At 56.2% G+C, this 21,585-nt stretch carries 17 protein-coding genes and 1 tRNA gene; 9 read left to right on the top strand and 9 right to left on the bottom strand.

Annotated elements, in window-relative coordinates; genetic code table 11:
* Positions 1–474, bottom strand: a 474-nt coding sequence (locus tag FEAC_RS13305) for a DoxX family membrane protein (RefSeq protein ID WP_052566482.1), incomplete at its 3' end; no start/stop codon positions are given.
* Positions 475–596: 122 nt separating this feature from the next.
* Positions 597–688 (bottom strand) — tRNA-Ser (locus FEAC_RS13310).
* 202 nt (positions 689–890) lie between these two features.
* On the opposite strand from FEAC_RS13310, the gene FEAC_RS13315 reads away from it, so the two are divergent.
* Entirely contained in the window at positions 891–1,802 is a 912-nt protein-coding gene (locus FEAC_RS13315) for a 2-hydroxyacid dehydrogenase (protein WP_035391294.1), read from the top strand.
* Between the two features lie 375 nt (positions 1,803–2,177).
* Here the strand turns inward: FEAC_RS13315 and FEAC_RS13320 are convergent, their stop codons facing one another.
* Positions 2,178–3,554, bottom strand: a complete 1,377-nt coding sequence (locus tag FEAC_RS13320; RefSeq protein ID WP_035391296.1) for a pyridoxal phosphate-dependent decarboxylase family protein — start codon at positions 3,552–3,554, stop codon at positions 2,178–2,180.
* A gap of 125 nt (positions 3,555–3,679) precedes the next feature.
* Here FEAC_RS13320 and FEAC_RS13325 point away from each other — a divergent pair, with 125 nt between their 5' ends.
* Positions 3,680–4,192 (top strand): MarR family winged helix-turn-helix transcriptional regulator, encoded by a 513-nt coding sequence (locus tag FEAC_RS13325; protein ID WP_052566484.1) that lies wholly within the window; start codon positions 3,680–3,682, stop codon positions 4,190–4,192.
* 4 nt (positions 4,193–4,196) lie between these two features.
* Positions 4,197–5,012 (top strand): patatin-like phospholipase family protein, encoded by an 816-nt coding sequence (locus FEAC_RS13330; RefSeq protein ID WP_052566486.1) that lies wholly within the window; start codon positions 4,197–4,199, stop codon positions 5,010–5,012.
* Between the two features lie 37 nt (positions 5,013–5,049).
* On the opposite strand, the gene FEAC_RS13335 is transcribed toward FEAC_RS13330, so the two are convergent.
* On the bottom strand, positions 5,050–6,030 hold the full coding sequence (locus FEAC_RS13335; protein WP_035391298.1) for an aldo/keto reductase: 981 nt from the start codon (positions 6,028–6,030) through the stop codon (positions 5,050–5,052).
* Positions 6,031–6,251: 221 nt separating this feature from the next.
* Between FEAC_RS13335 and FEAC_RS13340 the strand changes: the two genes are divergently transcribed.
* Together FEAC_RS13340 and FEAC_RS13345 are read left to right on the top strand one after the other, a co-directional pair.
* Positions 6,252–7,376: a hypothetical protein gene (locus tag FEAC_RS13340; protein WP_052566488.1), complete on the top strand. Its 1,125-nt coding sequence runs from the start codon at positions 6,252–6,254 to the stop codon at positions 7,374–7,376.
* Between the two features lie 170 nt (positions 7,377–7,546).
* Positions 7,547–8,683: a DUF8094 domain-containing protein gene (locus FEAC_RS13345; protein WP_152623268.1), complete on the top strand. Its 1,137-nt coding sequence runs from the start codon at positions 7,547–7,549 to the stop codon at positions 8,681–8,683.
* A gap of 49 nt (positions 8,684–8,732) precedes the next feature.
* Here FEAC_RS13345 and FEAC_RS13350 read toward each other — a convergent pair whose 3' ends face one another.
* The 4 genes from FEAC_RS13350 to FEAC_RS13365 all read right to left on the bottom strand — a co-directional run bounded on the left by FEAC_RS13350 (position 8,733) and on the right by FEAC_RS13365 (position 14,017).
* A complete protein-coding gene (locus tag FEAC_RS13350) occupies positions 8,733–9,311 on the bottom strand; it encodes a PadR family transcriptional regulator (protein ID WP_052566490.1) in 579 nt (192 codons plus the stop codon).
* 405 nt (positions 9,312–9,716) lie between these two features.
* A complete protein-coding gene (locus FEAC_RS13355; RefSeq protein WP_052566492.1) occupies positions 9,717–10,787 on the bottom strand; it encodes an EAL domain-containing protein in 1,071 nt (356 codons plus the stop codon).
* A 199-nt stretch (positions 10,788–10,986) separates the two neighbouring features.
* A complete protein-coding gene (locus FEAC_RS13360) occupies positions 10,987–11,430 on the bottom strand; it encodes a hypothetical protein (protein ID WP_035391301.1) in 444 nt (147 codons plus the stop codon).
* Between the two features lie 208 nt (positions 11,431–11,638).
* Positions 11,639–14,017 (bottom strand): xanthine dehydrogenase family protein molybdopterin-binding subunit, encoded by a 2,379-nt coding sequence (locus tag FEAC_RS13365; protein ID WP_035391303.1) that lies wholly within the window; start codon positions 14,015–14,017, stop codon positions 11,639–11,641.
* 195 nt (positions 14,018–14,212) lie between these two features.
* On the opposite strand from FEAC_RS13365, the gene FEAC_RS13370 reads away from it, so the two are divergent.
* From FEAC_RS13370 to FEAC_RS13385, 4 genes are all read left to right on the top strand, one after another.
* Positions 14,213–15,928 (top strand): MFS transporter, encoded by a 1,716-nt coding sequence (locus FEAC_RS13370; protein WP_052566494.1) that lies wholly within the window; start codon positions 14,213–14,215, stop codon positions 15,926–15,928.
* Between the two features lie 395 nt (positions 15,929–16,323).
* Entirely contained in the window at positions 16,324–18,549 is a 2,226-nt protein-coding gene (locus tag FEAC_RS13375) for a hypothetical protein (RefSeq protein WP_035391305.1), read from the top strand.
* Between the two features lie 131 nt (positions 18,550–18,680).
* On the top strand, positions 18,681–20,765 hold the full coding sequence (locus FEAC_RS13380; RefSeq protein ID WP_052566496.1) for a S9 family peptidase: 2,085 nt from the start codon (positions 18,681–18,683) through the stop codon (positions 20,763–20,765).
* Positions 20,766–20,845: 80 nt separating this feature from the next.
* Positions 20,846–21,325, top strand: coding sequence for a hypothetical protein (locus FEAC_RS13385; protein ID WP_152623065.1), 480 nt, complete (start codon positions 20,846–20,848; stop codon positions 21,323–21,325).
* Between the two features lie 4 nt (positions 21,326–21,329).
* Here FEAC_RS13385 and FEAC_RS13390 read toward each other — a convergent pair.
* A partial coding sequence (locus tag FEAC_RS13390) for an IS66 family transposase (protein ID WP_082055667.1) occupies positions 21,330–21,585 on the bottom strand: 256 nt, incomplete at its 5' end.

A 21,585-nucleotide genomic window follows, 5' to 3' on the forward strand; every position in this document is an offset into this window, starting at 1 on the left:
AGAGATCGCACCGGAGAACACGTAGCTGAAGTTGAGTGCCAGTCCAAAGAAGGCGGCAATAGCAGTGAAGGCTCCAAGGACTAACAGGATCCCAATCGCAAACTCAGCAACGGCGTCCATACGAGCAACAAGCAGGTAGTGAGGAAGTACACCGTGACGGAGGATCGCTACCCACCAGCCGTAGGAGACCTGAGCATGGGGTCCCTTGGACTCAGCGATTGCACCGAGGACAAAGCCCTTCACGCCGAGGCCAGTCCTCCAGAAGGCAGCTGACTCAGCTCCCCAGAGCTTGGAGACACCTGCGTTGATCCACTCATAGCCAAGCCATAGTCGCACGATCAACCAGATCCACGAGGCCGCCTTGCCGGCGAAGACGTAGCGAGCGACTCTTGGCTCCTCGATAGTGGTGGTGTCTATGTACTTCGTACTCTTGGACTCTGTCTCTCTATGACCTATGATGCCAACCTTTGCCATGACGACTACTCCTTAGTCCCTTGCTCCAGCTTTGGAGCTAACTGTCGTTCTAGGCAGCCGAGTAGAGGGAGCACAGTGGCATTGGGCATCGGCGAGTAGGGACTTCGGTCCATAGGGGAAGGTGGCGGAGAGGGAGGGATTTGAACCCTCGGACCCGCATTACCAGGTCAACTCATTAGCAGTGAGTCCCATTCGGCCTCTCTGGCACCTCTCCGTAACCCACCATTGTAGAGCGAGTAGGTTCACCTCCGTGATCAGTTGCACGAAAATTCGCGAACTCTGGCTGGCAGAGCTCCAGCACGAAAGGTCGACGACCACTCCATGGCCGCTCAATTGAGTCCTCTGGGCAGACCAGCAGCAAGCAACATATCCCTCTAATTACAAGCCGCCAGCTATGACTTACTAACATCGTGAGTATGCAAGTCACAGTGCCGGAGCGTTTCGCCCACCTCGTTGAACACTTCCCGAAGCTACCGATCCTCGTTCAGCCATCAGGTCGGCCGTGGGACGATCGGATGGCAAAGACAACCTTCTTTGTCCCTGACTATATGTCTGGCCGTGCAGGGGTAGCCAATCTAGCCAAGATGCCGGCGCTTGAGGTGGTACAGATCCTGAGCGCTGGCGTCGACAACGTCCGCGATGCTATTCCTAACGGAGTAACGCTCTGCAACGCAAAGGGTGTCCATGACGCCGCAACAGCCGAGATGGCCGTGACGCTGACTCTGGCTTCGCTACGCGGACTCGGTCGCTTCCGCGATCTCCAACGCGAGGCTCGTTGGGACAACCAGAGCTTCTCATCGTTGGCCGACCGCAACGTGTTAGTCATAGGCTACGGATCGATCGGTGCCGCCATTGAGCAACGACTCAATGGCTTTGAGGCCCAGATCACCAGGGTTGCAAGGGTTGGCCGTGTCACTCCGGTGGTCTATGGTTTCGACGAGCTTGATGAGCTCATCCCTAAGGCTGACATCATCATTCTGATCGTTCCGTTGACCCAGCAGACCAAGGGAATGGTAAACGAACACTTCCTGGAACGGATGCACGACGGAGCCTTACTGGTCAACGTTGCTCGCGGGGCAGTTGTAGATACGCAGGCGCTCATCCGCACCTTGGCGACCGGGCGGATAGCCGCAGCGCTAGACGTCACCGATCCCGAACCACTTCCATCGACCTCACCGCTCTGGCAGATGGAGAACTGTCTTATCACCCCTCACGTTGGTGGCGACACCGACGCCTTCCATCGCCGGGCGGAGCAACTCCTTACTCGCAACATCGATCGCTACACCAAGGGTCTGCCGTTGCTCAATGTCATCAACGGCGAATACTAGCAAAGGTCAACGCTAGACATTTGATTTGAACTGTTGCCAGTCCAACCTCCGATTGTGCAACCTCCATCCATCCTCGGAGGGAGCCGCTACCACCCTGTTAACTAAGCACTCATGACACGATGCTGAACTAGGTTCAGCCCTCGGAATCGAATCCCGAGGCGCAACCTGGGTCAACGACAACCAACCGTTTGAGAGAGCCACCGCTACACCTTCGAAGCGCAGCCTAGTCCCACAGATAGTGGAGACCCATGCCGCCTCGGAATAGCCCTGCGCGACTAGTTTCGCTCTGCATCACCGATACCGGTAACGTTGCCGCCAACGTATCCAGTCGGCCAAACAATTAGCAGCGGATCAGCGAGTCTCTGCCTTGGATGCTCATCTCCCTCTTGGCTCCCAAGCGAGAGAATCGAGGATTGCCCGAACATCGTCAAGTGTCGTCAGTGGGTTCACGAAGCAGAAGCGCAACACCTTTTCACCATGATGCTCCGTCGGCAGTACAAAACCCACCCCATCACGGAGAGCCTGCATCGACCAACGATCATAGTGATCTGGGTCCCATCCATTTCGTCGAAACAAGACAACGGACAACTCGGGCTCCATAACCAGCTCAAGATACTCTCGGCGCTGAATCTCGGCAACCGTGGCTCGCGCAAGATCGATCGAAGACTGGATCCCCTCTTGATAACGCCGACTGCCATGGACCGCTAGCGAAAACCAAAAAGGGAGCCCACGTACGCGGCGGCTCAAATGGTAACCATAACTTGACGGGTTCCACTCTTCGGCCTTGTTAATGTCGTCGAGGTAGGCAGCCTCCTGTGTTAGCGCGTGCTTGGCATACTTGGGCTCACGGTAGAGTATTGCAGCGGCGTCAAACGGTGCAAACAACCACTTATGCGGGTCGATCACAAAGGAATCCGCAAACTCAATACCTTCGAATCGCCAACGCTCCTTGGAGGCAAGGGCCGCTCCGCCATAAGCACCATCGACATGCAACCAGAGATCGTTTTCGCGAGTGAACATACTCACCGATCGAAGATCATCTACCAAACCTGCATTCGTCGTTCCGGCGGTCGCGACCACCGCCACGATAGATCCACGCACCTCCTCGGATAGCTCTGACCAAACTTTCGCCAGGTTCTCTCCGGTCAACTTAGAATCGGGGCCGGTTGGAACGTAGATAACCTCGAGATCCATCAGACTCGCGGCCGAGGCGATAGATGAGTGAGCCTCATGCGAAGATAGAACTCGCCAACGATCGGGGCGTTGAAAGTCACGTCGCTCCTTCATCCGCTGGCGGGCTGCATGCAAACCCGAAAGGTTAGCCAACGATCCACCTGAGACGAAGGTGCCACCAGCAGAGGCGGGCATACCGGCTAGGTCCGCCAACCACCTCAGCGCTTCGTTTTCACAATGGACGGCACCGGCCGCCTCCAGCCACGAGGTTCCCGAGATGCAGGAGGCTGCTACCACCATGTCAAAGAGTACTGCTGCCTTCGTAGGAGCAACTGGAACAAATGCGAGGAAGCGAGGGTGGTCGCTCGATAGCGTTGCAGGGGCGTATCCCTCGATGAAGCGACGAAGAGCCTCCTCCCCACCTATGCCATCTTCGGTCACATTTGGTCCATACAACGCCTCGAGTTCAGCCTCGCTCTTTGGACCGTCGAGTGGTGGAGGTTGGAGGGCGACGCGCTCCAATGCATACTGGACAATTGCCTTCTCTAGCTGGAGCGTCTCCTCATCAAGACGGTGCACGGGTCCTCCTCTACGAATTTGAGCCAATGAGTGAGTTTATACGAAAGCTGGATAGGTTCCTAGTTTGCGCACAACGCTGTTACAATTGACTAGACGATACAGGTGGACCTGACCAAGGAGTTCCGATGCCCGCCTCAACCTCCACAACCTCTGGTGCACTTGACGAGGTGCTCTTCACACTCGGACAATCGCTCCGAAGGCTGCGCATCTCCATCGGAGATGAGTCCGACTTCGCCTATGCCATCGGTTCTGGGTTCTGGCAGCTTGTCCTGCTCGGCGAGCGCGGCGAGGAGCGGGTATCGGAGATCGCATCGGCACTCAACCTCGATATCTCGACCGTATCACGCCAACTCAAGCTCCTGCAATCGCGCGGTCTTATTGAGCGAGCTCCAGACAAGTCGGATGGACGAGTCTCTAAAGTGCGCCTCACGCCACTAGGCAAGAGTGTTCTCGATCAACTTGTTGAAGCGCGACTCGCGGTGATCAACGACGCGCTCACATCGTGGGACCAGACTGATATAGATGCCCTGATAGCCCTGCTTGACAGATTCTCGCGAGATCTCGGGGCCTCGTTGACCGATCCCGACATCTGTTCGGTGTCTCCACAAATTGGGCACGGTCCAGAGTCGCCTAATTGAGCGCGTGGCTAACGATACTCGATTAGCTTTCGTCTTCGGCGGAGGAGGAGCTCGTGGTGCCTGCCAGGTTGGCATGCTACGCGAGCTCCTCCAGCTCGGGATGGTGCCCGATCTCTTACTCGGAGTTTCGGTCGGTGCCCTCAATGCAGCCGTCTTCGGGGAACAACCGAATCTAGACGGCGTCAGAAAGCTGAGTGAACTTTGGCTCGAAGCACCATTACAGTCACTCTTCCCACGCAGGCGGACACTCCGCTATCTGAGTGATCGAGAGTCCGTCCACCCATCCTTTCCTCTGCGCAAGCTCATCACCGACAACCTCAGCATGCAAGACTTAGCCGACACAAAGGTCCCGCTACACGTCCTACTCGCCGACACTCACACTGGTGAAGAGTCCTGGTTCGACGAGGGCCCCATTGTCGACATCCTCTATGGCTCAGCCGCCATCCCAGGTGTCTTGCCACCGTTACGGCTAAGAGGTAGACGGTTCATCGATGGAGGCATGATTAACCCCAATCCAGTTCAGCACGCCGTTGAGCTCGGTGCCAGCAGAATCGTTCTGTTGCTCTGTGGATCGTTGACTCCCTCGTTTCACAGCAAGAGCCGACCGCTCGCGACGCTGCTGATGGGCTATACGCTCACCCAACTCTCACTCACCAAAATGGAGCTTGCCAATCTTCCAGAGTCGGTGTCGATCGTAGTTCTAGAGTGTGGAGCGGCCGACTCGATCGACGCTCTCGATTTTCGTCACAGCAACCTTCTGGTCACAGCGGGACAACGGAGCGTCGATCGCTCAAAGGAGCAGCTCAATCAACTTCTATAAGCTCTACAAGCTGCACATAGCGTTGATATAGGCGCTACTACTTATTAACTGTTGACATGTCTGGATACCGATCACCGGCCGTCACCCCAACTGGGAACGCACGCTCGATCTCCTCAAGTTCCGTCGCCTCCAGAGATATCTCTACACTCGCTGCGTTCTCAGCCAGACGATCCAAACTCCTCGTGCCCGGTATCGCCACGATGTCATCACCTTGAGCAAAGAGCCATGCAAGCGCAACTTGGGCAGGGGTGCAGCTCTTACGTGTCGCGATGTCACGAATGGTAGCAACGAGCTCAAGATTCTTAGCGAAGTTATCACCCTGGAAGCGTGGATGTCTGCGCCGAGTATCACTCTCATCGAGATCGTCAATGCTCTGAATGGCCCCGGTCAAGAAACCTCGACCGAGTGGAGAATAGGCTACAAGACCAATTCCGAGTTCTCTAAGCGTAGCTATAATCTCTGCCTCTGGGTCCCTCGTCCACAACGAATACTCGCTTTGGAGCGCACTGATCGGATGCACGACATGGGCCCGGCGAATCGTAGCCGCCGAGGCCTCGGAGAGCCCAAGATAGCGGACCTTTCCGGCTGCGACCAACTCTGCCATCGCTCCTACCGTCTCCTCGATAGGCACCTTGGTGTCAACGCGATGTTGATAGTAGAGGTCGATGACGTCCACACCTAAACGCTGCAGCGAAGCATCGCACGCTCGTCTGACATAGTCCGGGTCTCCGCTCACTCCGTGAAACTCTCCGTGCTCACCACGGACATTACCAAATTTTGTGGCTAAAACCACTTGATCTCGTCGTCCACGCAAGGCGCGACCAACCAACTGCTCGTTGGTGAACGGACCATACATGTCGGCTGTGTCGAGAAACGTGATTCCAAGTTCAATTGCTTGATGGATGACGTTGATCGACTGCGCATCGTTGGCGGGCCCGTAGAACTCGCTCATGCCCATGCAGCCGAGTCCCAACATCGATACCTGTAGACCCTGGTTCCCTAATTGTCGCTGTTCCATGGAATGCTCCTTTCGTCGTAGTTAACAGACTACCTGGTCAAGTGGTCATCTTCTTGTGGGCCACGACGAGCTTGAGCAGATTGGCATCCGCCTCCATTCTCAACAGGAGTAGCATGAATCCATGTTTGGGAACGCCAAGACGGCCGAAACTAGCTCTAATCGGATCTGGACCACTGAGCATCAACCGTCGGCAGAGAGCTAGGCACAGACTTTTGGGTCCCGTGCGCATCCTACTCGCGGCAGTCGGCGGAATCATCTACCTCGTCCTATCGCTCAACGTGATCCGTTCATTACTCGTGCCTCGGATCGATCGCTCCAACCTACTCCGCCTCGTTATTGGCACCCTTACCACACCCGGGCAACTCGCGCGCAAGCGAATCACTAACTACGAAATTCGTGATCGGCTGCTCGCCTATGAGGGTCCCGTCTCCCTCCTTCTCCTCCTGGGCGTCTGGGTCATGGGGTACATTCTCTCACTCGGACTTCTCATGTTTCCGGTGGTTCACAATCCCTTTGCAGCGCTTGGGCAAGCTGGGTCTTCGTTGGTCACGCTAGGAATAGTGAGTACACCTGCTGGATGGACCCAGGTGATCGACATCCTTGCTGGACTCACCGGCCTCTTCATCGTAGCCCTGCAGATCGCCTACCTACCGACCCTCTATGGCGCTTACAACCGGCGTGAGACGGAGGTTACCATGCTTGTCGCACGAGCAGGAGAGCCCGTTTGGGGTCCGGAGATACTTGCACGCGCCGAGCTCATGTCACTCATGGATGAGTTGCCAGATTTTTATCGTCAGTGGGAACGTTGGGCTGCCGATGTTCAAGAGAGCCACGCCAGCTATCCGGCACTGATGTTGTTTCGTTCCCCGAGTGCCTACTCATCATGGGTGGTCGCCCTGCTCGCAGTCTGCGACTCAGCAGCTCTGTTTCATGCGGTTGCTCCTGAGAGCACGCCGATCGAGGCCAGACTTGCACTGCGCATGGGCTATCTCTGCTTTCGTAGGCTCAGTTCGGCACTTGGCTATGAAGTGAACGACGACCCCGGGCCGATGGATCCGGTCCTACTTACTCGCAGCGAATTTGATCGTGGCTTCGACAGGCTCGTAGCCGCCGACTTTCCAATGGCACGCGACAAGGAGGAGGCCTGGGTTCATTTTCGCGCATGGAGAGTGAACTATGAGGAGGCTGCTTATTTCCTCGCACGCCGTACCGATGCCGTTCCTGCTCCGTGGAGCGGATCGCGCCTATCCGGCCAAACGCATGTCCCATTTCGACACTTGAAGAACCGCACTCCTGAGGATCCAGATGGTAATTCACGCACGCCTTACTATCCGGAGGACAACTAACCATTAGTCAGACGTCGAGCGCGCAACCAAAAAGTACAGCTCTCGAACCTGAAGCTAGACCACCAGCACACGGTATAAGCGCGCATTCCGTACGGCTAGCGTAGAGGGATGCAAACGTTGGTCGAAAGATGACCTCCTCATGAGTCCCACAGACGGTATGTTCTCCTCAGATGAGATCTAATCGGTTCACCGGCTCAGTGACCGCCCCTACCGCCAAATCTCGCTACTCACGCCGCCCGATATGGCAAGTTTCGGTAGCTGTAGTCTCTCTTGGGGGGATGCTTCTTGCCGCGTGTGGCCAAACATCGGCGGCGACAGTCACCCTCACCTCGTCGAATTCACAGCAAGGGAGTTTTAGCCGCATTGTTCGCAACTACTCCGCGGCAAACAACCAGGCCAACCGGACGCTCAGCATTGCCCGCCAAAACAGCGACGAGCAAGGAACTGCAGCTGCCATAGACAACACCGATTTCCAACTCTCACGTGATGCAGGCTATCAGACCGCACAAGGGACGAGCTACAAACCCTTCTATGAAGAGCTTGACCGTGCAGTCGTTCTCAAACAGACCAAGAAGGCCTATCCGAAGCTGCTCGTTACTGTCGACTCCCAATACACCAGCACTCCAAAGACCGCAAACCGTTCTGCCTGTCGATTTCTTGGCGTATTTGCAAAGAACTCATCGACTGCTCCTTGGCGCGTAACCGATGAGCCGACGGTAACAAAGACGTTGCTGCCAAAAGTCAAGGTCCTCAGTGGCAGTCTGGGTCTCGAACCTCAGAGCTCCTCTCCGCTATCTATCCCCATCGACAGGCTTTCGAAATACTACGCGCTAGCCCTAACCACCTACTACCAACAAGGTGTCTTGTCACGTGGGTTGAAGCAGGCCGACTTCTCGACCTCAGCCGAGTGCTGGTCACTCCCCCGCCTCTCTACCAACCCTTACCTATCACCCAGTTCTGCGCAAAAAGTAGCCACCAGCGCTACCGTGAGCGCTCTTCACCCGCAGATGGTTGCGCTCACCACCGCTAACGGCGGGGCACTCGCTGTGTTCACGCTCCATGCTGATCTGATCAGTTCGAGCGCTCAAAACACCGCTTTCACGTGGCGACATAGTGCGACCGTCCCTGATTCATACCTGTTACCTGCCGCCTCCGGGCTCCATAGCATCCAGATCCCGCTGCTCCTCGACATCGCGGTCTACGATCCTCCGGTCGCGCAGACGAAGATCGCACCTCGCGTAGTCGGATCCTACTGGGGTCCCCTACTCGGTGGCACCGAGACGCGCCAAGCGCCCAAAAACGCGTAGAGGTCAGGCACCGAGTTTTGGCAATCGCGTTCAACTAGCTCATGCGTCGTCACCGATCAGAGTTCGGTGGGTCTTCGGCGAGCATTCGATATATATCACGGCGCAAACCAGCCAAGAGCTGTAGCCCGCGTTGCCTCTGTTCGACAGTGCCCACCATTCCCAACTGCCGTAATGCTTGGAAGGTCGCGCGGATCTCTCGACCTAGATCGACTTCTCGGCCTCCGGCATCAGACTGAGACTCAGACGTTAGAGCCTCGGCCTCGCCTCGGCCGGCATCAGTCAGTGTGTAGACCTTTCGGCCGTCCTCCTCTCGGCCAACGATCAAACCAGCATCCTCAAGCATCGACAGGGTCGGGTAGATGGACCCAGGGCTAGGCTGCCAGACCCCGCCGTTACGCTCCGAGATCAACTGCATGAGTTCGTAACCATGCTTGGGACCATCCTGAAGGAGGATCAACATCTCGCGGCGAACCCTACCCCGCGGAGATCTGCGTCTTCGCACTCCTGAATCGACCCAACCATCATGCATGCGGCATTCGTGGATCATCGCATCTCGATCAGCATGGTGACCGTCGCACCTACACCCATCATGACGGGTTCCGTGCTGGTGCAGCCGGTGTTCGTGCATAGTCATCTCCTTTAACGTTATATCGTTAGACACAGTATAACTAATGGATCTCATCATCTCTCGAGGCCAAGTGTGCACTACTGTTGTGAGAGAATCGCTCCAATCCTCCCTCAAAAGGAAAACCACATCTCGTAGCCGACACCGACGGAAGATCCCCACTCATGCCCGCAGCCCCGCCAACACCAACGTCACCTCTACTCATGGGAGGTAAGTAACAGTTCTCAGGGCTAGAAAGCAACCGAGTCTGGCGATCACCACCTCGGCCAGACGAGCAAAGAGAACTCATACTGATGCTCTAGTTGCCGGTGGATGACAACGCGCAACCAATCCACCGATCTCCATCATAACGACGGATTGTTAACTTGTCCTTGAGCACCTGGAAAACCGACTAGCTAGTGGGTGATCTCACACACCATTCGGCCACTCTATTTCACGAATTGGATCCGCACTTGGTCGAGCGAATACGTAACCTTGAACAAGCGAGGCACCAAGGTCAACGACACAGCTGAGTTCTCCGATGGTCTCGACCCCTTCTGCAACGACCTCGATGCCCTCGCCACGAGCCGCTTTGATCAACCCTGCGGCCACAGATCGCTTAAATGGTTCACGATCGATATCCTGGATTAGTTCACGGTCGAGCTTGATCACATCCGGCACCAGCGCTACCAGCGTATTCAAGCCGGCATATCCACTCCCGACATCATCTAGCGCAACCTGAAAGCCATGGCTGCGATAGTAACGGAAGATCTCCTTGAGATGGGAGAAGTCGATGATCTGCTCACTTTCGGTGACCTCAAAGACAATGCGTCGCGGGTCAAAGCCACTCGCATCAGCGATTGCCAACGTCGTCTTTAGGCACTGTCGTGGATCATAGATAGCGTTAGGGAGAAAGTTGACGAACAGCCGCCCTTGAAGCTCGCGACTAGCCGCCGTGCGAATCGAGGTCTCGCGGCAAAGCCGATCTAGAAAGAAGATCGAATCGGTCTGTTGGGCATAAGAAAAGAGCTGATCTGGCGCGATCATCGAGCCCGAGCTGGTGCGGCCACGGCTGAGGGCCTCGTAGCCGATCACCTGCTTCGATGCCGTCGCAACAATCGGTTGAAAGTGTGTCTCGATGGCTTCACGCTGGAGACATTCTTCAACCTGGGATGAACCGGCGCTCACAAGTAGCTTTTGAGCGGTAGTGGCCGTGCTCAGCCACGCCAGATCGCTAGAGCCTGGATCAAAATCGAAAATGCGTATCTGCTCGAGCTGATGACCAGTTAGATGAGTGTCAGCGCCCAGCATCGCTATTACATCTTCGAGATCAACCCCAATCGGGATAATCACCGCGTCGTGGCAACTGAATTCGATACCGGCCTTAGCTATGCCTTTTGTTACTCGCCGACGCAGCTCGGTTTGAGGGATGACCAGCACACTCTGCCGAAGGAGCTGGGTCTTGGTTGGCTGAAAACTTCCGCACTCCTCGCACCCCACGGTGGTCTCCTCTCTGAAGCTTTTGTATCCATCGGCAAAACCAGCTAAAGCTCAAGCCGGTTTTTAAAGCCCGAGTCCCGAAGACACTTATGTTTTTGGAGCTGCTTACGGATGATTCCAGTCGACAGACGCACACCGACGGGCGAACGGGTTGGACCTCAACGAACACGATGCTGACGGTGGATCTACCAACGATAGCTCACTTGCGTGCGACTACCGATATCCCCACCGTAGACGAACTTCCTTCAACGAGCACCTCCCAAGTCGCATCCTCAAGGCTGTAGAGGGCATTTGGAGTACCCGCGTACGAGTGTTGCTTCAGCGCAAAGCCGAGACTCTTCAGAGTATGGATATAGCGTGCGATGAAGGCCAACCGCGATGAGGGACTCGAAGCATAGGTCAACTGGAACTGTTTGCGGCTCTTAGTCGAGTCATCCACAAAGTCGACCAACGGTGCTCCATTGGGCAACGGAACAACTGACCTTGGGAATGTTTTTGGCAATTTGGCTAGCAATGTCGTCGACTCGGTCGAGGTATTCACCCTATGCGATGGTTTAGATTGGACTTTCGTGTTCCCACAGGCGGCCAGGGCCGCCGCCACGGCCGCCATGACAACCACTCGGCGCAGTCGCCTAGTTCGCATGAATCCACCTTGATGTCATCCATCAACCTCTCGCTAACAGGCCGATGCCCACTTCAGCCGGATGACTTCGCATCCAGCAAGCTCCCCGTCTCTTCACAAAGTCGTGGACTGGGCGCTACCTGAACCCAACGGTTGAGGTTTCATACATTTAGATATGATCGCCCACCCTCCAAACTCTTGCTACATCGCAGAAAGATGGGCAATCAGCCTAGATGTCAACCTCTGCCGCATCAGAGCCGCCACCAGCGTTGCGATAAGGCAAAGTAGCGAAAACATCACCCGGCTCTGACCAGTATCGACCGTCATTTCGCTCGCCAGCCGTGGCGATAGCCTGCCACACGCGCTCTGGGGTACAAGGCATGTCGATGTGGCGAACCCCTAGGTGCGACAGAGCATCTACCACGGCGTTATGCACCGCAGGTGTAGAACCAATCGTGCCTGACTCGCCAATCCCCTTGGCACCAAGATCATTGTACGGAGTAGGTGTCTCTGTATTCAAAGCTTCAAAAGAGGGTAGCTCTGCGGCGGATGGCATCGCGTACTCTGCCAAGCTGGCCGACAAAGGGTTCCCGTCTTGGTCATAGACAGCCTCCTCCCAGAGTGCTTGGGCAATGCCCTGAGCGATACCGCCATGTTGTTGCCCATGCACAATCAATGGGTTGAGAATCCGGCCGCAATCATCTACCGCCACATGACGAAGAGGCCGCACCTTGCCCGTCTTAGTGTCGACCTCAACCACTGAAAGGTGGGCACCAAAGGGAAACGTTGCGCTCGCCTGTTGGAAATCGAAGCTAGCACGAAGCGGTCTATTCTGAGCAGCCGCGAGCTCTACAATCTGCTCCCAACTGAGATGAGCACTTGGCACTCCCGCCACCGCTAACCCTCCAGCGTCGGCTACTACAATGTCCTCCTCAGCCGCCTCAAGATGGTTGGCGGCCAATTTTCTCGCCTCATCCAGCACAATCGCAGTAGCCCCAGCTACCGCAGATCCTCCGATCTGGAGCGACCGTGAGCCTCCTGTGCCTCCCCCTCGTGGGATGACGGCGGTATCGGATTGGCTGAACTTGATTCGCTCCAGCGGAATGCCGAGACGATCTGAGACGATCATCGCAAACGACGTTGCGTGCCCCTGGCCATGGGCCGAGGTGCCAACCTCGATGGTGGCCGATCCGTCAGGATGTACCTCAACCGATGAATATTCATTCTGGCCGCCTCCAGCGGTAATCTCGACGTAGGTCGAGACTCCAATACCTAGCTGCAGCGTATCTCCACGCTCTCGTCGCAATGCCTGTTCCTGCCTCAGTTGCTGGTAATCAACTGCCGCAAGCAGGTGGTCAAGCGCCTTCGAATAGTCACCGCTGTCGTAGGTGGTACCGACTTGGGTGGTGAACGGAAATACATCTGCAGAGAGCAGATTGCGACGGCGAATCTCTACTGGGTCGATGTCGAGTTCATCAGCCGCCATATCGATTACCCGCTCCAAGAACGCAGCAGCCTCTGGCCGACCTGCGCCTCGAAAAGCTCCCACCGGCGAGGTGTTGGTGAAGGCGGCTACTGCGCTATAGGCGATCTTCGGGATACGGTAGACGCCCTGGGCCATTGTGCGTGTTGGGCCCAAAACCAGGCCACCACCAAAGCCACCGTATGCTCCTCCATCGCCGATCATCCGGCAACGCAAGCCTGTAAAGGTTCCGTCGCGTTTTAGGCCAAGCTCTACGTACTGGACCTGACCCCTACCCTGGGGCATGGCCACCATGTTCTCTGATCGAGTCTCAACCCATTTCACCGGCAACGACAAGCGCTGGGCCAAGGCGAAAGCAACAGCATGCTCAGCAACAATTCCTGCCTTGCCGCCAAAGGCTCCACCCACATGAGGAGCGATCACTCGGATAGAGGACGCCTCAATGCCGAATACTCCTGCAAGTAGGTTGGCAACTGCGTGAGGCATCTGAGTAGAGATAAACACTGTCCATGGACGCTCGTTCGGATCCTCGTTCGGAACCACCAGGATCGCGTTACCCTCCATCGGCACGACAGCGACTCGCTGGTTGATAAATCGACCACGAACGACCACTTCAGCGTCTGCCAGCACCTCCTCATCGCCAGTATCACGGTATCCAGCGGCTACATTACGTGCAACTCCCTCGTAGAGTTGAGGAGCGTCGCTAGTCAGTGCGAACTCCATGTCAACCACCGGAGGCAACGGGGTATAGTCGACAGCGACAAGCTCGGCAGCATCAAGAGCCTCCGCCTTCGTCTTGGCAACTACTGCAGCAACAGGATCACCCACGAACTGAACCACCTCTGTCGCCAGCGGAGGACGAGGCACCTCCTTGTTCAGGGCTGCAAACCCATGAAACGCCGGCAAGCCCAGGCTCTCCGCCGTAAACACTCCAAGCACACCAGGGGCTCGTTCCGCATCACTGATGTCGATCGACTCGATGCGTGCGTGCGCGTATGGCGAACGCACAAACACCAGGTGGACGGTTCCAGTAGGCACTTTGTTATCTACATAGGTACCGGCCCCGGTTAACAGGGCGGGATCCTCGACACGAACAACGGAAGTTCCAAGTATTGATCCAGGCATACCATCAGGCTAAGGGGTAAATAGACTTTTCGCATTCGTCCTCGGCTGAATCACGACTCCGCGACCGGTTCTAGAGGCGCCCAGACCGACCAGGATGGCTGGCTTTGGCCCCAAAACATTCGCGAAGATTCACCCAAGAGTCGAATCAGTTACTTGGTACAAGCAACTAAACTGCTTAGTCAGTTCGGAGGTGCTATGTCTACCACAACGGAACACGAAGACCGCTACAAGTGGATCGCGCTCAGCAACACTACACTCGGCGTTCTACTCGTTGCAATCAATGAATCGATCCTCATCATCGCCTTGCCCGCGATCTTTAGAGGAATCAAACTCAATCCTCTCGTGCCGTCAAACTCCTTCTACCTACTCTGGATTCTTCTCGGATTCATGCTTGTCACGGCGGTGCTTGTCGTAACACTCGGACGCATTGGTGATATCTATGGCCGTGTTCGAATGTATAACCTTGGCTTCGCCATATTCACCGCCTTTTCGATTCTCCTCTCCATCAACTGGCTTCACGGCCAGGCAGCTGGTGCATTCATCATTGGCATGAGGCTCGGCCAAGGTGTAGGCGGCGCTTTCCTCTTCGCAAACTCCTCCGCGATACTCACCGATGCCTTTCCTAACAACCAGAGAGGACTCGCTCTTGGCATCAACAACATCGCTGGTATCGCGGGAGCCTTCATTGGACTGGTGGTTGGTGGACTGCTAGCACCAGTTGATTGGCGGTTAGTCTTCATCGTCTCAGCTCCGATTGGGCTAGCAGGGACCATCTGGGCCTATCTCAAGCTCCGCGATAACGGGGTGCGGACGCCGGCAAAGATCGACTGGGTGGGTAACATCCTGTTCGCGGTCGGGCTAACAGTTCTGCTAGTGGGCATCACCTACGGTATCGAGCCTTATGGCAGCTCAGCGATGGGTTGGGGCAGCCCGAAGGTCCTAGCGGAACTCGCTATAGGTATTATCCTCCTCGTCGCATTTGTGATCGCCGAGACCAAGGTCAAGCACCCGATGTTTCGCATCCAGCTATTCAAAATTCGTGCATTCTCGGCGGGTAACTTTGCCTCTCTGCTCGCAGCCATCGGACGTGGTGGTCTTATGTTCATCTTCGTGATGTGGCTTCAAGGTATATGGTTGCCACTGCATGGTTACAACTTCTCGGTCACACCGCTCTGGGCTGGCATCTACATGTTGCCGTTGACCCTCGGCTTCTTGGTAGCCGGCCCTGCTTCAGGAATTCTTTCAGACAAGTTCGGAGCTCGCCCCTTTGCCACCACCGGGATGGCGCTGGCGGCACTCACCTTTGTCGGCTTCGACTTCTTGCCCATCAACTTCTCATACCTCCCGTTCGCACTCTTGATGCTCGGCAACGGGCTCGCGATGGGTCTCTTCGCGTCACCTAATCGTGCCGCCGTCATGAACAGTCTTCCCCCTGATCAACGTGGGGCTGGAGCCGGTATGTCCGGGGTGTTTCAGAATGCTGCCATGGTGCTCTCGATGGGTATCTTCTTCACGTTGATGATCTCGGGTATAGCCTCAGACTTACCAAACGCTCTTTACCACGGTTTGGTCGTCAATAATGTTCCTGCCCAAGTAGCGTCGAAGGTCTCGCACCTACCACCAATCTCAAGCCTCTTCGCTGCACTTCTAGGCTATGACCCTATCAAAAGCATCCTTGGCGCCTCCTTCCTGAGCCATCTTCCCGCTCATTCGGTGGCTGTTCTCAGCGGTCATCGGTTCTTCCCAACACTGCTTAGCAAACCCTTCTCGGCCGGTCTGAACCTCGCCTTCCTCTTCGGCGCTATCGCCTGTGTGCTGGCGGGCATTGCCTCACTGCTGCGAGGCAAGAGATACGTACACGGTCAGGAGGAGGAGCTGGGGGCTGAACAAAACGAAACGGTGGCCGATTAGCCAGCAGACAAAATGATCGATGTGGTGGGAGGCCGACGCCTGATTGCTATCACCACGTTCGTCACCCGACCGCGTTAGCTTGCACTCATCGGTACGGCTGCGCAGCCACCCCACCTTCTAGCGGAAGAGCGATAGCTCGCCATCTCCACCTCGCTTTGTGTCTCGCCTGGGTTCGCTGGCGAGACACCGCCGAGCACCGTCATTTCAGCAGATGACCGACTTTCAGCGACTTTCGTTCGATCAGAGTGCACCGCAGGCGAACGCAATGCGCGTGCATCTCTCCGATAGTTAGCTCGGTACGTGATCGTATCCTCCTGCTCCCATGATGCTCAACAACACCTCTGGCTACCAAGTAGGCTCCATATTTGGGGCATCTATATCCATAGGAGTGAGCGATGACACTGAGACGCACTGTGTTGCTTGGAACGGTAGCCATCATCGCCCTAGTGGTCGGAGTTGGCCTCATCGTCTCGCACAATCAGGCAAATAGCGGAAATGCCATAGAAGCCAGGCATACGAACTCTGGACCACCCAAGCTTGAGGTAACCTCAATCAAATCCTCGTTGACCTCCCCTACTACTTTGACAACGCCAAACTACTTCGCTTGTGCAAAGACACTCTGTCTGGTGGCCACCTCCAACCAATCTGGCAATCTCTCCAAGCTTTGGGCGAGGCGAGCTGGGCAGGCGAGCTTTACCCAGTTGCCTCCGCTTTCTGGTTCCGCGCAGTCAATTGCAGGGCTAGCCTGCCAAAGCTCAAAGACGTGTTATGCCATAGTCGATCAGAGCCCGTCAACGATCGATGCGCGCCTCCTCCTCCTTGTCACCAACGATGCCGGCAGCTCATGGAGTCCATTGACTCTTGGAGATCAGTTCAGCCCAACCTCCGTCGGCTGTCTACTAGACGGCCCGTGTTGGGTCTCTGGAACCGCGAAAGGGCATCCCGAGGTGCTGGCGGCGTCTTATCGATCGACACAAAACCAACCAACACAATGGAAATCTATCAAGCTCGCGAACGAACCTGCAGGGGCTAGCAACCAGCTAGCGTGTGCAACCACCAGCAACTGTGTAGATATCGTGGGACTGCCAGCTGCGATGGCGAGCTCCGAAGAGGCTCTTCGAGGAGGTCTCACCACTGGCTTTACCACCATTCTCAGCGCCGCCACGGTCGAGCCGCAAGATCAAGCGAGCTGCGATCTCACCGCCTGCTACTTCAGCCAGGCGTTTGGTCAGGGAGCCGGAGATCAGATCCACGTCACCTCCGTCTCCGACAACGGCAGCGTCGCAACACTCGCGACCACCACGAGCCCTAACACCTTCGTAGATAAACTCATCTGCAGCTCCACCCAGTGCATTGTGAGCGCACAAACCAACAGCTCTGAGACCAGCTTTTGGACGATGGGAAGGCGTCTTGCGCCTGTCAGTGCCCCAAACGGGTTGAGTGTCGATAGTCCATCGCTGGAATGTGAGAACACCTCGCCAATCTGTCTCCTCACGCTCTACCGCTCGGGGTTGGGACTCGCTCGTGAGTATCTCACTCAGCCCCAACACACACGTCTCCAACTTGGTTCGCCGGTGCAGTTGACTACGAAGGCGAAAGCAATCGGTGAGCCCTTCAGTAACCAACTCGCCTCGTGTGCATCACAATCATGTTTCGAGCCGGTGGAGACCAGCAACGGCCTCGAGCTGCTTGGTTTTCAACCCAGCCACGATCGTGTGTTGAGTTCGCTCCTCGTTCATGACGCCAGTGCCGGTCTTGGCTTGCTAACACCCATCGCCATGACGTGCCCGAGTACCAGCAGTTGCAAATTGGTGGCCGAGATCGGAAACGGTCCCTATCAGTTGCTCTCTCTTAACCCTTTAAACCGGCAGACAGCGGTAGCCGCCCTACCGCGGGGCGCAACTCCAGGAGCCATCGCATGTAGCTCCTCCAAAGACTGTATCGTCACAATCTCTGGGATTAGTCATCACCATGGATTCCCTGCACTCTGGACGACCGATGCTGGAAAGAGTTGGCACTCAGCCCGCGCAATCAACGCTGCCAACGACCTCTCGAGCGCAGGGGTTAGCTGCCAAGTAAATGGAGTCTGTATCGCCATCGGGCAACACGACTTCGTGGATGGCGATGGCACCCTACGGCCATTTATCGCCTACTCACACGACAACGGCAAGGTTTGGCGTCTTCTCAGACTTACCGGTCAAGTTCCTTACAGCCTTCTCGGACCCGCCCTCTCCGAAGTCGCGTGCTCCTCGGCAGCCAGATGTTCCGGAGTCGTGGCCACGAGCGGGGCAACCCTGCTCCTGCAAGGCGACTCTGGCATGAACTCCTGGACGGTGCGAACAATTCATCTCCATAAGGTAGGTCAGAATGCCTACCCCTATAGTGCCTCTATCGCTTGTGGACCTGTCCACTGCCTTTTGAGTTTGACTATAAATCCAGGTAGCAACGGCTCTAAACTTTCGGTCCAGAGCCTCGTCGTTGGGCCAGGAAGGCGACTTAACCCCATCGTATCTGGCCAACTTCCAAGCAGTGGGGATCTCAGCGCAGCCTTCGGCTCTCATCACTACTATCTTGATGTCAGCCCCTCCAGCACCACTTGGGTGCACCTAAACCCAACATAGACCTCTTCCAAAGTACCAGAGAGACATCGAAGCTAACCAGCATCTTTTCGTTCCCTGCTCGACGGTTTCCGTCGCCTGCCACCGTCCCGACCCGAACAGAGACACTACCAGGGAGTCAAGCTTCTCGATCCTTGCTGATTACACTTGGTTCGAACGTCTCCTACGCTGGAGGTTTAGAACAGCTGCCAGTCGCCGGGGTGGCGACGCTGCAACTATCGGGGAGGGCAACCAACATGCGTCAACTGCAAGCTGAAGATCTACTCAACCTTCGTAGCGTCGGAGACGTACGAACGTCGCCAACCGAGAATCGCCTTGTATTCGTCGAGGAGTGGCAGGACGCAGAGCACAACACCAGTTGCCAACGAATTCGCACCGTTATCGACGGAGGGAGCCCGATCGATCTCACGCAGGGCACGTCCGACTCCCATCCCCGTTTTCGCCCCGACGGCCGCGCTCTCGCCTTTCTCCGAAAAACCGATAGTGTCGCCCAAGTGTGGATTCTTCCGCTCAACGGTGGCGAAGCCCTATGTGTGACTCACTATCCCGGCGGTGTTGACAGTTTCTCCTGGTCCCCTGATGGGCAAAGTCTCGCGGTCGTCGGTCGCGTCAAGAGGGATGGGGCGATCGGGAAGAGTGACCCCACGCTTCTACCGCTCCGCGAGCGACACACAAGTGAGGTCAAGGTCATCACTGAGCTCCTCCACAAGTTCGACGGCGACGGCTACTTCGACCCCTATCGTCCTAACCTCTTCACCGTCGCCCTCGCGGATAACAATCGGTCCGATCAACTCACTCATCATCCTTACCGCGTCAGCGAAGCGCAGTACATGCCAGATGGCTCTGCGATTGTTTTTCGCTCGCGTCGCGGCGACGACTATGATCGCGGCAGCGACGAAGGGCTCTTCTCGATTGACCTTATCAGTCATGAGATTACTGAACTCGTGTCTCCTGGGGCTCAGGCATTCCTCATCGCCCCAGACGGTTCACTGGTATATAGCTGGGAAGATCCAGCAACTATAGGTTATGACCAACCAAGACTATATACACGCCCGCGCGGAGCGACAGAGGCCCTGCCAGTTGCGGCCACCTTCGAATACCCAATCGGAAACGAGGCCATCAACGACGTCCTAAGCCCTGCGGGAGACACCCTCGTATGGGACAAGCCAGGTGAGAGCCTGTTCGCTTTGATATCCCAGCAAGGGTCGGTGGAGATAGTCCACATCTCATTGGCATCCGACACGGTAGCAAAGATAACCACTGGACACCATGTCATCTCGTCCTTTGCTCGATCCACGACCACCAACGAGCTTTACGCTGTCATCACAACCTCGAGTCAGCCAAGCGAGGTCTACCGCCTCCTCGATGGAGACAAAGAGCAGGTAACCACCATGAATGCTTCCCTTACAAGTGAGGTTAGCTTTATCGCACCTGACTATTTCCAAGCTCAAACTAGCGAAGGACACTCGGTAGATACATGGGTCTACTTACCACCCAAGAGCTACACCGAACCAGTGCCTGGTGTGGTGGAGATTCACGGCGGTCCGATGGCGATGTACGCCCACGCCTTCTTTTTTGAGTTTCAACTGCTAGCAAGTCAAGGGTTCGCGGTCATTGCGTCCAACCCAAGAGGGTCACGAGGCTACGGTGCCTCATTCTGTTCTGCAATCTTCGAGCGATGGGGCGATCGCGATTGGGCCGATATCGAGACCGCCGTCGATGCTGCCTGCGAGCGTCATCCTGAGATCAATCAAGACGCCTTGGGCGTGGGTGGCGGATCCTATGGGGGCTATATGACCGCATGGATCATTGGCCATAGCAACCGTTACAGTGCTGCCGTAGTGGGGCGACCTGTCACCGATTGGGTCTCTATGGTCGGCTCTAGCGACGTCGGATGGGATGAAGCTCGCCGAGCTGGAGGCAAACATCCGTGGGAAGATGACAGCTGGTACCGCCAACAAAGCCCACTCACCTACGTGGAACAGGTGCGCACGCCAGTTCTAATCGAGGCGCAAGAGGGTGATCTGCGTTGTCCAATCGAGCAGGCTATGGAGTATTACACCGCCATTCGATATCTCAATAGGGTGCCAGTTCGCTTCGTTCGCTACCCGGACGAATTCCATGGCATGAGTCGAAACGGCAAGCCGTGGAACAGGATTCACCGCCTCGATGAGATATTGAACTGGTACAACCGATTCCTGACCACACAACCACTTTAGTCACAAGTCCCTAGGTGCTAATTTCGTAACCATTCAGGTCCCTCAACCACTTAGCAGCTGGTGATGGTACCATGATGGCAATGAGCAAGACGAAGAGGCCAGAGGCTAGCGGCACGGTTATGCTTCGGTGTGCTCACCACGCCCTGATGCTGCCTCCACCCGAAGAGGCGTTGGCTGAGTCACCGACCTGGCTGCGCGGGAGAGGACCCGTCTATTTCGCAGACGGTCCGGTCACTTTGGTCATGGCGCTCGAGGAGGAGGCATCGACCTCGCACCCTTCGATGATCGAAGCCCACGCTGAGGTGCTGCTTATCTGGGCCAAACTGGCCAATGATTTGCTGGGGACCACCCCTCTCGAGGCACCCGAGCGCAAAAGGATGGGTTTTAACGTCCTCGTCTTTTGTACGGAGCTCGCATCCGCGCTACATTCTGAACGCTTCGGGCCGAAGATCTCATTCGATCGACGCAATAGGGCCCTCGAAGTGGTCGCCCAGGCCACCTTGCAGATCGGGGCATGCCTAGTTGCCACGGTGCGCGACTATCAGGCATCGCTCTCGTAGACGTTCACGGACCGGGAAGCGTCGGCATCCAACAGTGTCCCCCAAAGAGCTGGGTTAGGACCTCCGTTGCGTTGTGGCCCTGCTTTCTCGCAGTGGAGAGGTAAGAGCGTACTCGAACCCAAGCTTGAGCCCCTTCCTCGGATCGCCAACCACCTGAGATCTTGTTCTGTAACTTGAGCATACGAACGTCACGCTCACTCAAGTTATTGTCGAAGTCCACTGCGAAGTTGGTCCCAAAACGCAGAACCTCACTGCGGTAG

The sequence above is a fragment of the Ferrimicrobium acidiphilum DSM 19497 genome (assembly GCF_000949255.1).
Lineage (GTDB): Bacteria > Actinomycetota > Acidimicrobiia > Acidimicrobiales > Acidimicrobiaceae > Ferrimicrobium > Ferrimicrobium acidiphilum.